The organism is Pseudomonas sp. P5_B2, assembly GCF_056400445.1.
In genome coordinates, this window is sequence record NZ_JBFULH010000086.1 from 1 (window position 1) to 13,767 (window position 13,767).

11 protein-coding genes and 1 pseudogene are annotated in these 13,767 nt (G+C 58.5%); 6 read left to right on the plus strand and 6 right to left on the minus strand.

Annotated features, from left to right (window positions below; genetic code table 11):
- Positions 1 to 65: 65 nt before the first annotated feature.
- Positions 66 to 500: a thioredoxin TrxC gene (gene trxC, locus AC1DRJ_RS10540; RefSeq protein WP_477802081.1), complete on the minus strand. Its 435-nt coding sequence runs from the start codon at positions 498 to 500 to the stop codon at positions 66 to 68.
- 268 nt (positions 501 to 768) lie between these two features.
- On the opposite strand from trxC, the gene mazE reads away from it, so the two are divergent.
- A complete protein-coding gene (gene mazE / locus AC1DRJ_RS10545; protein WP_477802082.1) occupies positions 769 to 1,038 on the plus strand; it encodes a type II toxin-antitoxin system antitoxin MazE in 270 nt (89 codons plus the stop codon).
- Positions 1,038 to 1,400 (plus strand): type II toxin-antitoxin system toxin MazF, encoded by a 363-nt coding sequence (mazF, locus tag AC1DRJ_RS10550; protein WP_477802083.1) that lies wholly within the window; start codon positions 1,038 to 1,040, stop codon positions 1,398 to 1,400. Before mazE ends, mazF begins: the two co-directional genes overlap by 1 nt.
- A gap of 6 nt (positions 1,401 to 1,406) precedes the next feature.
- Here mazF and selO read toward each other — a convergent pair whose 3' ends face one another.
- From selO to AC1DRJ_RS10565, 3 genes are read right to left on the minus strand one after another with little or no spacing between them, the layout of a single operon-like run.
- Positions 1,407 to 2,870 (minus strand): protein adenylyltransferase SelO, encoded by a 1,464-nt coding sequence (gene selO, locus AC1DRJ_RS10555; RefSeq protein ID WP_477802084.1) that lies wholly within the window; start codon positions 2,868 to 2,870, stop codon positions 1,407 to 1,409.
- Positions 2,871 to 2,918: 48 nt separating this feature from the next.
- Complete coding sequence (gene mscK, locus AC1DRJ_RS10560; protein WP_477802085.1) at positions 2,919 to 6,269, minus strand: mechanosensitive channel MscK; 3,351 nt, start codon at positions 6,267 to 6,269, stop codon at positions 2,919 to 2,921.
- A 34-nt stretch (positions 6,270 to 6,303) separates the two neighbouring features.
- Positions 6,304 to 8,046 carry a potassium/proton antiporter gene (locus tag AC1DRJ_RS10565; protein WP_477802086.1) on the minus strand — a complete coding sequence of 581 codons (1,743 nt, stop codon included), beginning with the start codon at positions 8,044 to 8,046 and terminating at the stop codon, positions 6,304 to 6,306.
- A gap of 454 nt (positions 8,047 to 8,500) precedes the next feature.
- Here AC1DRJ_RS10565 and AC1DRJ_RS10570 point away from each other — a divergent pair, with 454 nt between their 5' ends.
- Entirely contained in the window at positions 8,501 to 8,731 is a 231-nt protein-coding gene (locus tag AC1DRJ_RS10570; protein ID WP_007947124.1) for a hypothetical protein, read from the plus strand.
- The gene (locus AC1DRJ_RS10575; RefSeq protein WP_310338834.1) at positions 8,728 to 9,033 is read left to right on the plus strand and encodes a cell division protein ZapA; all 306 of its coding nucleotides are present in this window, start codon (positions 8,728 to 8,730) and stop codon (positions 9,031 to 9,033) included. The genes AC1DRJ_RS10570 and AC1DRJ_RS10575 overlap by 4 nt, the downstream gene beginning before the upstream one ends.
- A 49-nt stretch (positions 9,034 to 9,082) precedes the next feature.
- On the opposite strand, the gene AC1DRJ_RS10580 is transcribed toward AC1DRJ_RS10575, so the two are convergent.
- Positions 9,083 to 9,427 (minus strand): hypothetical protein, encoded by a 345-nt coding sequence (locus tag AC1DRJ_RS10580; RefSeq protein WP_477802087.1) that lies wholly within the window; start codon positions 9,425 to 9,427, stop codon positions 9,083 to 9,085.
- Between the two features lie 340 nt (positions 9,428 to 9,767).
- Here AC1DRJ_RS10580 and AC1DRJ_RS10585 point away from each other — a divergent pair.
- A pseudogene (locus AC1DRJ_RS10585) lies at positions 9,768 to 10,811 on the plus strand (HAMP domain-containing protein); the annotation flags it as partial.
- Between the two features lie 132 nt (positions 10,812 to 10,943).
- Positions 10,944 to 11,675, plus strand: coding sequence for a methyl-accepting chemotaxis protein (locus tag AC1DRJ_RS10590; protein ID WP_477802089.1), 732 nt, complete (start codon positions 10,944 to 10,946; stop codon positions 11,673 to 11,675).
- A gap of 143 nt (positions 11,676 to 11,818) precedes the next feature.
- On the opposite strand, the gene AC1DRJ_RS10595 is transcribed toward AC1DRJ_RS10590, so the two are convergent.
- Entirely contained in the window at positions 11,819 to 13,621 is a 1,803-nt protein-coding gene (locus AC1DRJ_RS10595; RefSeq protein WP_477802088.1) for an acyl-CoA dehydrogenase, read from the minus strand.
- Positions 13,622 to 13,767 lie beyond the last annotated feature (146 nt).

Below are 13,767 nucleotides of genomic sequence, written 5' to 3' on the forward strand. Positions count from 1 at the left end.
ATAATTATTGACTGTTACTCCGCTATCGCGAGCAGGCTCGCTCCCACATTTGATTGGCGGTGGTTTTAGATCCCCTGACTACGCAACCAGCTCATCAACTGCGGTAACGGGAAAGCCCCGCTCTGGCGCGCCACTTCCCGGCCGTTTTTGAACAGAATCAAACTCGGAATCGAGCGAATCCCCAACTGCGCCGACAGCTGCGGGTTCGCCTCGCTGTCCAGCTTCGCCAACCGGCACTTGCCTGCCAACTGACCGGCCGCCTGCTCGAACACCGGCGCAAACGACTTGCACGGCCCACACCAATCCGCCCACACGTCCACCAACAACGGCAGATCGCCTTTGATCTGGCTGGCGTAATCGCCTTGCTTCAATTCGAATGGCTTGCTGAGCAGAACCTCGGCCTTGCAGCGACCACATTTTGGATTGTCGCTGAGGCGCTCGGCCGGGATGCGATTCAGGCCGTTGCAGTGGGGGCAGGGGATTAGCAGTGGGGTGGTCATTGGAGATCCAAAAAGTTGAGCAATCAGACACGCTGATTTGGAGTTGGGGTCAGAACTTATCAAGTCAGTAGGATAAGAAGGCACGCTCACCACTGTCGCAAATGCTCACAGTTTTGAGATTTGCAATCCTAGAGCGTGGCTACGCTGGAGGGATTCAACATTCTCTTTGTTGTTTTCCGAGGAGGTCGCTTTGCTTTCATTCGCGTGCTACGTTTGTTGCACTTATCGAGAGATCGATACTTTCCCATTGCCGGATAGGAGTTCTCCCATGTCCGTGACTTCCAAAATCCGCCGTCAAGGTGGTGCCGCAGTAATTACGCTTCCGCCTACCTTGTTGAAGCTCCTGCACTTAGAGGTTGGAGCGCAGTTGGAACTGAACGTGGTTGATGGCGAGTTGATTGCTCGCCCTGTTGCACCGTCTCCCCGTAAACGCTACAGCTTGACCGAGTTACTTGAGGGTTCCGAAGAAATGGCTGAACTGAATGCGCAGACAGCGTCTGCGCGTGAAGGTAATCCAGTTGGCCGGGAGTTGGGTTAATGGTCCATCGACAAGCCCCGCAGCGAGGCGACGTCTATTGGGTTGACCCAAATCCGGTTGCGGGGCGAGAAATGATGGATCGGCACCGCTTCGTGGTGATTACGCCAAGGGAAATCAATGCCTTGGGTGTCAGCATGACTGTCCCTGTCACCAGTGGCGGCAACTTCAGTCGAAACTCGGGACTTACAGTTGTCGTTTCCGGTCATGACACGACGGGTGTCGCGGTGTGTAATCAGGTACGCAGTTTTGATATTGAACAGCGCGTCCGTGACGGGTCTGCCAAGTTTATCGAGCGTCTTGATGACGTGACGATGGCCGACATCGTTGCTCGAGTCGTCAGTGCCATCGATCCGCTGGAATAACCTTCCTCAAGACGAACAACTAATCTCCAAATGCTTCCCCCACTCCGGCGGTCGCTCGGCATAACTGTCCATGCCCGGCTGTTCCTCAAACGGATTACTCAGCACCGCGTGCAACCGGCGAACCTCTGAGTAGTCGCCGCTCTCAGCCGCATCAATAGCCTTTTGCGCCAGGTAATTGCGCAGGATGTACAGCGGATTGACCGCATGCATCCGTGTTTGGCGCTGTTGCTGATCAACCACGCCGTCGCGAGCCACCCGAGCGATGTAGAGCTCGCCCCAGGCATCGAAGCCCTTGATATCGACGAAGTCATCGCGCAAGCGGGCGACGGCCTGTTCAGGTGACTCGTCCCCAAGTCGACGGAAAAACAGGCTGTAATCGACGCCACTGTTCTGCATCAGCTGCAGAAGGTGTTCCAGCAGTTTCTGGTCATCGTCTTCAGCGGTGGTGAAACCGAGGCGGCGGCGCATCAGGTCCAGGTAATGGGCCTGGTACAGCGGCAGGTACAGCCCGAGCGTTTCGCGCAGGGCTTCGACGCTGATGAACGGCGTCAGGGCCTGGGCCAGGGCGCTGAGATTCCACTGGCCGATCGGCACCTGGTTGCTGAAGGAGTACCGGCCCTGATCGTCGGAGTGGTTGCAGATGAAGTGGGCGTCGAAGTCATCGAGGAAGGCGAACGGGCCGTAGTCGAAGGTGATGCCGAGGATCGACATGTTGTCGGTGTTCATCACCCCGTGGCAGAAGCCATACGCCTGCCATTTGGCAATCAGCTCGGCGTTGCGCTCGACGATTTCACGGAACATCGCCAGATATGGTTCCGGTTGTTCCAGGCATTCGGGGAAATGCATGGTCAGCACGTGTTCGCCGAGTTCTTTCTGCTTTTCAGGGCGTTTGGTGTAGTAGAAATATTCGAAATGCCCGAAGCGCACATGGCTGGGTGCCAGGCGCAGGACCATGGCCGCGCGTTCCTGCTTCTCGCGCCACACCGGCGTGTCGGAGCCGATTACGCACAGTGCGCGGGTGGTCGGGATGTTCAGCGCGTACAGCGCCTCAGAGGCAAGGAATTCGCGGATTGAGGAGCGCAAGACCGCACGGCCGTCGCCCATGCGCGAAAAAGGCGTCTGGCCGGCGCCTTTGAGGTGCAAGTCCCAGTGTTCACCGGCCTCGTTGTAGACCTCGCCCAGCAACAAGCCGCGACCATCGCCCAGTTGGGGGTTGTAGGAGCCGAACTGATGCCCGGAATAGACCATCGCCCGTGGCACCGCATCGGCCCAGAGCTTGTGGCCGCTGAACAGCTCGGCGAACTCCGGGGTTTCGGCCACGGCCGGGTCCAGGTCCAGCAGCTTCATGGCCGCAGGGCTGGCAACCACCAGGCGCGGGTTATCAATGGGCTCGGGCAGCACATGGGCGGAAAACGTGTCGCCCAGGCGGGCAAAACGATTATCGAAGGTCAGTTCGTCGAGGGCTTTCAACGGCCATCTCCAGCAGAATGTCCGAGCATTCTGCTAGGGATAGGGCAGTTAGTCGAGCTTGGCGGCTGGCGGTTCTTGCAGCGGTTTACCGTCAGCCATCGGCACGATGGTTTTGTTTTCCGGTTCGACCGGCACCAATTTGTATTCCTGGCCGTGAAGGTTCTTGAGGTAGACCTCCATCTGCCGGAACGAAATGTTGATGTGCTGCTTCTTGAACTCGCGGTTGATGAAGCGGTTGACCTCATCGAGTACCGGGTTGCGATCGCCAAGGTCGCGCACGTGCATGCGCAATTCGTGGTCGAGGGTGCTTTCACCGAAATTCAGGAAGTACACGTGCGGCTCCGGGTCCTTGAGCACGCGTGGGTTGTCCCGGGCGGCCTTGAGCAGCAGCTCTTTGACCAGGTCGAGGTCCGAGCCGTAATCGACGCCGAGCTTGAGCGTTACCCGGGTGATGGTGTCGGTCAGCGACCAGTTGATCAGTTGCCCGGTAATGAATGTCTTGTTCGGGACAATGATGTCCTTGCGGTCGAAGTCGGTGATGGTCGTGGCGCGGATGCGAATCTTGCTGACCGTGCCCGACAGGTTGCCGATGGTGATGGTGTCGCCGATCCGCACCGGGCGCTCGAACAGGATCATGATGCCGGAGATGAAGTTCGCAAAAATTTCCTGCATCCCGAACCCCAGGCCGACCGAGAGCGCTGCCACCAGCCATTGCAACTTGTCCCAGCTCACGCCGAGGGTGGATAAGGTCGTGACGAAACCGACCCCGGCAATCACGTAAGACAGTAGTGTGGTCGTGGCGTAGGCGCTGCCCTGCGCCAGATTGAGCTTGGACAGCACGAACACTTCCAACAGGCCCGGTAAGTTTCGGGCGAGGGCGAAGGTGATGCCGATGATGATCAGCGCACCCAGCATGTCGCCGATGCTGATCGGCACCATGCTCATGGTCGCGCCCGTGCCGCTGGTGTATTCGTAGAGAGTGATGTTGTCCAGGTACGAGAACACCGAAATCAGATCGGACCAGGCCCAGTACAGTGCACCCATGAAAGCGCCGAGCAGCGCCAGACGGATCAGGCGCAGGGACTGTTCGTTGACCTTCTCGATGTCCAGCGTCGGTTCTTCGATCACGGCTTCGCCGTCACCGGCCTCTTTCGCAGCCAGACGTTTGGTCAGGGCTCGCTGGTACGCCAGGCGGCGGGCGGCAACGCTGAGGCCGCGAACAAACGTGGCTTCGATCACCAGCCAGAACATCAGCAGGTAAAGGGTATTGATCAGTCGGTCAGTGAGCTTGAGTGCGGTGTAGTAGTAGCCGAAGCACACCGCCACGAACAACGCGATCGGCAGGGCGGTAAACAGGATCCCCACTAGTTTGCGAAATAGCGAAGCGTTCTCGTGCGTCGGGCTGCGCATCAGCAAGCGGCTGAGCAGCCAGGCCATCAAGGCGTAGCAGGCCAACACCACGGGCATGCCGAGTACATCATCGGCCAGGGTTGCCGGTTGCAGCTCGGCGACGGCCACCACTGCCACCAGCGCCATCACCACCAGACCGAGTCGACGGATCCAGCCCTGAAGGAATTCGACCTGAGGTTTTTCCCAGCGGAAATGCAGTTCGGCCACGCCACCCGGCGCGAGGATCCGGTAGGCGGTGTAGAACACCAGCCAAGCCTGAGCCATTTGCAGCAGCGCTGCGCCCATGTTGGCGTTCTGCCCGCGCGCGTCGATCTGCAAGGCGAGGCCGCACAAGGCTAGGCCCAGCGCGACCGGCAGCGCCAGCAAAATATTGACCAGAATGGCCTGCGGCGTGTGCCACTGGCTGTCGCGCTTGAAGTGGCCGATGTCCTTGTGAACCTTGTTCAGTTGGGCATACAGGCTTTTACGTCGCCACAACAAAACACCAATCAGCAGCACCAACGGCAGAAACAACAGGGGCCGTTGAATCAGACCGTCGCTCAACTCACTCAGGCTGGAGAACCACGGCAAGGTCGTGATCTGGCGCTGCAAGCGTTCCGGTACCGCGCGTATCCATTCCATGTCCAGCGGTTTGTTGCTGGGAATCCAGAACATTTGTTCGTCGAGGGTCGCGCGCAGGCTTTGCGCGGTGCTCAGCAGTTGTTTCTGATTGAGTTGCAGGGTGATGGATTCGTTGAGTACGGCACTCAATTCGCGGTTCAGTCGCTCCAGCAGGTCGGCGCGGGTCGTGGCCAGTTCCAGCAGACTCTTGCGCAGTTGCGGGGTGACTTGTTCCGGTGGTTGAGTCGACAACAGGTTGTCAACGTAGCTGGCCGGGTTGCTCAGCAGTTCGCGTTGTTGGTTGACGTCAAACTGATACAGGCGAATGTCGGCAATCTGGTCCGCCAGGTTGCGGTCGAGCCTTAAACGCGGCAGGGACTGTTTCTGTTTATAAAGAATCTTGGAGAGCAACAAGCTGCCCTTGAGCACGTTGATTTGCTCGTCCAGCGCCGAATCGCTCTGAGTGACGTTGTCCAGTTGCTGCTTGGTCAGCAGGTTTTGCTGAGTGACGTCGTTGAGACGGTCCGTGCTTTTGAGCAAGTAGTCGGAAAGCTTCAGGTTGGCTGCGCTTTCGGCGGCCAACAGGCTGCTGCCGCCGGATTTCTGAGCCTCGATGGATTGCTGGGTCACCGTTTCCTGGGACTGGGCCAGGCGTTTCTGATTGATCAGGGTTTGCAGTTCCTGGATTTCCTGATCCAGGCGATCGGATTTTTCCGAGAGCAAATCGTGCTGGCCATTGCCCAGATCCTGTAGCTGGTTGTTGCCGGCCAGTTCCTGGCGACGCAGTGGAATCAGTGCGTTCAGGGCGGCAAGTTCGGCATTGAGCAAATCGCGCTGTTCGCCGCTCAAGGTTTTGCCGGCATCTTTGCCGGTCTTGAGGATGTTGTTGATTTGTTGAATACGCGTCTGGCTGGCCGAAATCTCGGCTTGGGCGCGTTCCGGACGAGTCTGGGCGGTAATCACCAGACTGTTGGCGTCGGCCAGGGCTTTTTGCAGATCGCTTTGCTGGGTCGAGCGCTCGGTGAGCATTTGCTCGAGTTGCGGGATCGACAGGTTGGCATAGCGTTGCGTCACTGGCTGCACTTTGCTGGCCTTCAGGCGCGCCAGTTCACGCTGATTCTCGATGACTTGCTTTGGCGCGGCGGCCAGTTGCTGCTTGACATCGGCCAGTTTCTGCTCGTAGTCACGCTGGTTGTTGAGCTGGGTCAGCGTGTTTTGCAGAACGGCTTGCAGGGCTTTCTGATCGGCTTCTGGCAGTTTGCGGTCGGCGATCTTGTCCAGGCTTGCCTGTACGGCTTCGCTGGACGGCGGCTCGGCCGCTTGCAGCGTGCCGATGGAGAGGCTCAGGCCCAGCAGGGCCATGATGAAAAAGGTGCGCAGGGTTGACATAGAGACCGATCAAAAACGAGACGAAGAATGGAGTTTAGAGGAACAAGCCCGGACCCGGGCGACTTCCTTCGGGGAATCTGACGCCCACTTTGCCGATCTTGTTCCCCTCCATGACCGCGACGGTCCAAATGGTGTTGTTCCACTCCACCTGGTCACCGACCACGGGCGCACCCCCGACTTTCTGGGCGATGAAATGACCGAGCGACATGTCCGGATCGATGCCTTCGACTTTCAACCCATACAGCGACGCAACCGCGCCCAGCTGGGCGTCTCCTTCGAGCACGAAGTCGCCGAAGAAGCGCAAATCCAGACCCCGTTGCGGTGCCTTGCTGAAGAGTTTTCCGAGGGCCGGCAGATTGTGTTCATGGCCAATAACACACAGTAAATCATCGACTTCGAGCACCGTACTACCCGACGGATGGAGCAATTGCTGGCCACGAAACAGGGCAGCGATGCGCGTGCCTTCGGGCATTTTCAGCTCCCGGAGGGGCGAGCCKATGCACCATTTCTCGGCGCCGAGGCGATAGACGAACATCTCCCATTCGCTGGTGACATGCACTTCCAGGGCGGAACGTGAGATCGGCGCGGGGTCAGGCGGCACCGTCACTTTCAGCAATTTGGCCACCCACGGCAGGCTTGTGCCCTGCACCAGCAGCGACACCAGCACAATAAAGAACGCGAGGTTGAAATAGAGCTGAGCGTTGGGCAGGCCAGCCATCAGCGGAAACACCGCCAAAATAATCGGGACCGCGCCACGCAGGCCGACCCAGGAAATGAATGCCTTTTCGCGGCCATGGAACGCCTTGAACGGCAGCAAACCGATCACCACTGACAACGGCCGCGCAAACAGAATCATCCACAGCGCCAGACCCAGCGCAGGCAGGGCAATCGGCAGCAGGTCGTGCGGTGTGACCAGCAGACCCAGCACCAGGAACATCCCGATCTGCGCCAGCCAGGCCATGCCATCGAGCATGTGCAAAATGCCGTGTCGACTGCGCACCGGGCGGTTGCCGATGACCAGGCCGCACAGATACACCGCCAGGAAGCCGCTGCCATGCAGGGCGTTGGTCAGGGCAAACACCACAAGGCCGCCGGCAATCACCAGAATCGGATAGAGACCGTTGGCCAGATTGATGCGGTTGACCAGTTGCAGCATGACCCAGCCACCGGCGAGTCCGACGACGGCGCCGATACCGAATTCACGCACGAAGTGTACGAGCAGGCTCCAGTGCAGGCCGGTCTCGCCGCTGGCGAGCATGTCGATCAGCGTCACGGTGAGAAACACCGCCATCGGGTCGTTGCTGCCGGATTCGATTTCGAGGCTGGCGGTGACTCGTTCGTTCAGGCCTTTGCCACCCAGCAGCGAGAACACCGCGGCGGCGTCGGTGGAGCCAACAATTGCGCCGATCAACAAGCCCTGAATGATGCTCAGGTTGAACAGCCAGGCGGCCACCATGCCGGTCAACGCCGTGGTAATTAACACCCCGACCGTGGCCAACGACAGGGCAGGCCACAACGCAACGCGGAAACTCGCGACCCGGGTGCGCAAACCACCGTCGAGCAGGATCACCGCCAACGCGAGGTTACCGACCAGATATGCCGTGGGGTAGTTATCGAAAATAATGCCGCCACCGTCAACGCCGGCGGCCATGCCCACGGCCAGGATAATCACCAGAATCGGGATACCGAGGCGGGACGAAAGGGAACTCACCAGAATGCTCGCACCTACCAGCAACGCGCCGATCAGAAACAGGCTGTTGATGGTGATTGCATTCAAAGGCATTACTCCAAAAAACTGAAAGGCGGGCGCAAACTGACCATGCAGTCTGCGTGCCAGCGATTCTAACCTGTTGAAATGTGATGCTGTCAAAAAGGTTTTGCGAGCGATTTGTCGCGTCACGCTAGTGCGAGTGACTGTGGCGAGGGGGCTTGCCCCCGTTGGGGGGCGTAGCGGCCCCAAAATCAGGCACCGCGGTATTTCAGGAAAACGAGTTCGCTGCTATTGGCGACTGCTGCGCAGCCGAGCGGGGGCGAGCCCCCTCACCACAGATTTGTCGCAAAAAGCCTCCCGGCGACGAAGTGCAGGAACCCCATCCGCCAATCACAGTCTTTACTGCTCGCGAGAAAGGTCACCCGCCAGGAAAATCAAGGCCTTTGACCTGAATAACCCTGGCATCCGTGGTGACTTTTCTTTATCGTACGCGCCCTTTGAAAATGCTCGGAAAATCAAAATGTTGGAAGCATCCCTAAGCCAATTGGAACAGCTGGTAAACGACCTGGTGCAACAGAACCAGGCACTGCTGGGCAGCAACCAGACCCTGAGTGCAGAACTGGCTCAGGCCAAAGATGAAAACGAAAGCCTGCAACTGAGCCTGATGGAGCAGGAAGAGAAACAAGGCGCCACTGCCGCACGCATCCAGGCCCTGGTTGAGCGCGTCAGCGCCGGCCCGGTCAGCGCATGAATCAAGGCGCCGCAGGGGTAAAAGTCGTCTCGATCCTGGGGGAGGACTATTCGATCAAGGCGCCGGCCGGGGAAGAGCAAACCCTGCTGGACGCCGCGATGATGTTGAAAGCTGCTTTGGCCGACACCAAAAGAAAGTACCCGACCCTGATCGGTGACCGCCTGTTGGTATTGGCCGCAATGAATCTGTGCTCGCAGCAGATCGAGTTGAAAAAGCAGCACAAGCAGGAACTCGACCGTTACCAAGAGCAAGTCAGCGCCACGGTTGAAGTGATCTCCAAGACGATCGGTCAGCAAGGCTGACACCGCATATTAAAGTGCCCCTTGGCCAGGGGCGCTATCGCCTGATGTATTAACTGCGCCAGGCGACAATTGTGTCCCAGCTTCCATCAGGTTGTTTGTCATAGCGAAATCCTCCTGCCATAGATGTGCGCCCATTTGATATGAGGTAGTCACCCACATCGAGCAGAAGTAGAAACTCCTCAACACCGACCGGTTGTGATGCTCTTTTGACGATGGCTGAACTCAAAACAATTTGGACGAAGTAACGACCGTCGTCTGTTACGACAAATTCTTTTTTAGTCACAGTGGGATTTGTCGAGCCCTTCATTACCGTGCCGCCGACCTTGGCGTATTTGATCAAACTATCTTCGTTCCACGCTCGTTTTGGCAGGGAAATATCGTTGTCTTTGTTCATGACTTCTCTCTCATTGATTACAAGGAAGACGTGCACGTTGTGAGTCCAGGAGACCTAAATTAGTCGCAGATAGCTGTTTTGTAACCTGTCATAGTTGACAGGTGCGCGCTTGTTTTCCCCCCTCGGAGTAAGGCGTTTAACCCACTGAAATATGGCAGCTGTCGCTGCTGCTTGCGCTTTTGCTTAAATAATTGGACGCAATAATTTTCCGCGTTGTGGCAAGGAGTTTTTTAGGCTGTATACAATCGGCACGCCAGTTGCAGTGTTTCAGCCTCTTATTCTTTGGGGGYGTTCCATGCAGTTTTGGCGACGCAGTATTCAATGGCAGTTAATCCTGAGCATGGGCACCGCCCTGCTGGTCAGTATTCTGATCGTGGTGGGCATTTATACCCTCGTGGTTAACCGTCTCGCCCAGAGCTATCTGGTCGAACAAGCCCTGCCGTCGAGCATCGAAGCGATGCGCAACGACATCGAGCGAATCCTCGTTCAACCCCTCACCGCCGCCAAGGACATCGCCAGCAATAGCATGGTGCGCGACTGGTTGGCCGGGGGTGAAGACGATGCCCGGACGGCGACGTTCGTACGGTACCTGGAAGGCATTCGCGCTGAACACAAAGCCTTTACCGCGCTGATTATCGGCACGGCTTCTAATCACTATTTGACCGAAAAAGGCCTGGAACGGACCCTCAGCCGTTCCAACCCCAAAGACGCCTGGTTCTACTCATTCCTCGACAGCAATCAGCCGCGCACCCTCAATATCGACAATGACACCACGACCGGAGAATTGGCGCTGTTCATCGACCTCAAGGTTGAGCACGCGGGTAAAGTCGTGGGCGTTGCCGGCCTCGGGTTGAGCATGAAAGAGTTGTCGGAGCTGATCCACAACTTCAGCTTCGGAGCGCGCGGCAAGGTCTATCTCGTGCGTTCCGACGGTTTGATCCAGGTGCATCCCGAAGCGCAATTCAGTGGCAAACGCACCCTCGCCGAGCAGATTGGCGCGCCGGCAGCGCAGGCCGTCATGGGTCAACTCTCTACCTCCACAGCGTCTGCCACCAACAGCAGCTTCGTGCGCGATGGCGAAGACTTCCTCGCGTTGAGCCTGCCGCTTCGGGACCTGGGCTGGACGCTGGTGGCCGAAGTGCCACAGTCGCAGATCTACGCCGAAGCGCGTCGCGCGATGTGGATGAGCAGCGGCATCGGCCTGGCGGTAGCGCTGGTGTGCCTGTTGCTGGTGGTATTGCTGGCCCGTGGTTTAGTGCGTCCGATCCGTCAGGTAACAGCTGCGTTGGTAGCCATCGGTAGCGGTGGTGGCGATTTGACCCATCGGTTGGATTCCAGTCGCGCCGATGAACTGGGCGATCTGGCGCGCGGCTTCAATCGGTTTCTGGACAGTCAACGCGAAATGATCGGCGAAGTGCTGACCACCAGCGAACGACTGCGCACCGCTGTTGGCCAAGTGGCAAAGGTGGTGGACAACACCGCGGAACGTTCTGGCCGTCAGCAGGAAATGACTGACATGGTGGCCACCGCTGTTCATGAGATGGGCCTGACCGTGCAGGAAATCGCCCAGAACGCTGGCAACGCGGCGATCGCGTCGCAGAATGCTCGCGATGAGGCGATGCAGGCTCGCGAAGTGGTGGGCGGCTCGATCCGGCATATTGAAAGCATGTCCGACGAAATCGGCATCGCAGCGGGTGCCGTGGGTGAGCTGGCCAATCAGGTGGCATCGATTGATCAAGTGCTGGCAGTGATTCGCGGGATATCCGAGCAGACCAATTTGCTGGCGCTCAACGCCGCCATCGAAGCGGCGCGGGCCGGGGACATGGGCCGTGGGTTTGCGGTGGTGGCGGATGAAGTGCGCACCTTGGCGCGACGCACGCAGTCGTCGACCGATGAGATTCAGCAGATGATCGGCAGCCTCAAGCAGGGGGCGGAGAATGCGGTGTCATCGATGCACAGCGGACAAGCGGCGACCGGTACGGGTGTCGAATCGAGCCAGCGTACCGGGGCGTCGTTGACGGCAATTACCGGGCAGGTGGAACGCATCAGTGACATGAACCATCAGGTGGCGACGGCCACAGAAGAACAATCGGCGGTGACGGAAGAGATCAACCGCAACGTCCAGGGGATTTCCGATTTGGCCCGTGCCACCGCCGGGGAAGTCAGGGCTTGTCGTGAAGACTGTCAGACATTGCAGCGCTTGGCGGATGATCTGGCGCGGCAGATGGGCAGTTTCAAGCTGAGCTGATGTGTTGCCTTTGCGGGCCTCTTCGCGAGCAAGCCCGCTCCCACATTTGATCGCTGGCGTTCACAAATTATGTGTTCGCTGGAGATCAAGTGTGGGAGCGGGCTTGCTCGCGAATGGATTTCAGCAGCACCACTAAGCTCTGATCAGAACCACTCATCCTGCATGTTCAAACACACATCATCCCTAGCCTCCAGAATCGCCAGTTCATGGTGGCAACCCGGCACTTCCCACGTCAGGAAATACCGCGCCGCCTGCAGCTTGCCCTTATAGAAACTCTCATCCGCCGCATTACCCTTGGCCAACCCTTCCTCCGCACGAATCGCCTGCTCCAGCCAACGCCAGCCAATCACCGTGTGCCCAAACACTTTCAGGTACAGCGCCGAGTTCGCCAGGCTGCTGTTGACCTTGCCCTGAGCCAGATCAGTCAGCAAGCCAATGGTCACCGTTTGCAAACGTGCCACCAGTTTTTCCAGCGGTTCACGCAGCGCGGTCAAGGATTCATACGCCTGGGCCCGCGCGCTTGTGTCGGCGATCAGTCGGATCAATTGCTTGAGCCCCGCACCACCGTTCTGCGCCAGCTTGCGGCCCAGCAAGTCCAGCGACTGAATGCCGTGCGTACCTTCATGAATCGGGTTCAGACGGTTGTCGCGGTAGTACTGCTCCACCGGGTATTCGCGGGTGTAGCCGTGGCCGCCGAGAATCTGGATCGCCAGTTCGTTGGCCTTCAGGCAAAACTCCGACGGCCAGGATTTGACGATAGGCGTCAGCAAATCCAGCAGTTCTTGGGCCTGCTTGCGCTCGGCTTCGGCCTCAAGCGTGGTGGTGTCATCGAACAATCGCGCTGCGTACAGGCCGAGATCGAACGAACCTTCGACGTACGCTTTCTGGGTCAGCAACATGCGTTTAACGTCGGCGTGTTGAATGATCGCCACTGGCGCGGTGTTCGGGTCCTTGCTGTCCGGTACGCGACCTTGCGGGCGCTCGCGGGCATATTCCAGCGAATACAAATAACCGGCGTAACCGAGCATCACCGCGCCCATGCCGACGCCAATTCGCGCCTCGTTCATCATCTGGAACATGTAGCTCAAACCGTGGTGCGGCTTGCCCACCAGATAACCCACACACTCGCCGTTATCGCCGAAATTCAGCGCGGTGGACGTGGTGCCGCGCCAGCCCATCTTGTGGAACAACCCGGCCAGCAACACATCGTTGCGCTTGCCGAGGCTGCCGTCATCGTTGACCAGAAACTTGGGCACGATGAACAGCGAAATCCCCTTCACCCCGGCTGGTGCGTCCGGCAGCTTGGCCAGCACCATGTGCACGATGTTTTCCGACAGCGGGTGGTCGCCGCCGGAGATAAAAATCTTGTTGCCCTTGAGGCGATAAGTCCCGTCGGACGCAAGTTCGGCGCGGGTACGAATGTCCGACAGCGACGAGCCGGCATGCGGCTCGGTCAGGGCCATGGTGCCGAAGAAGCGGCCGTCGATCATCGGTTGCAGGAAGCGCTGCTTCTGCTCCTCGGTCCCGAAGCTTTCAATCAGGTTCGCCGCGCCCATGGTCAAAAACGGGTACGAAGTAGACGCCGCGTTGGCCGATTGAAAATGCGCGAAGCACGCTTGAGACAGCAGCGTAGGCAGTTGCATGCCGCCCGCGTCAAAACTGCGTGCGGCATTGAGGAAACCTGCTTCGAGGAACGCATCCACCGCCGGTTTCACTTCCGGAATCAGAATCGCCTGGCCGTTCTCATAGCGCGGCTCGTTCTCGTCGCCCTTTCGGTTGTGCGGTGCAAAGAACTTCTCGGCGATATTGCGAGCGGTGGCGATGGCGGCATCGAAGGTCTCGCGATYGTGCTCGGCGAAACGCTCACGCTGGGTCAGGCCCTCGGCATCGAGGACTTCATACAGCTCGAAAGCCAGATTGCGGGAACTGAGCAACGTCTCGGACATGGCGGCCTACCTTTTTTTGGAGTGGACCGGAGTCTAGGCGTGGGGAGGGCGGGGTGAACAGGATGATTGATGAGCGTGATGGTGGAGTCCTGGCACCGCTAATCAAATGTGGGAGCGGGCTTGCTCGCGAAGGCGGAGTGTCAGTC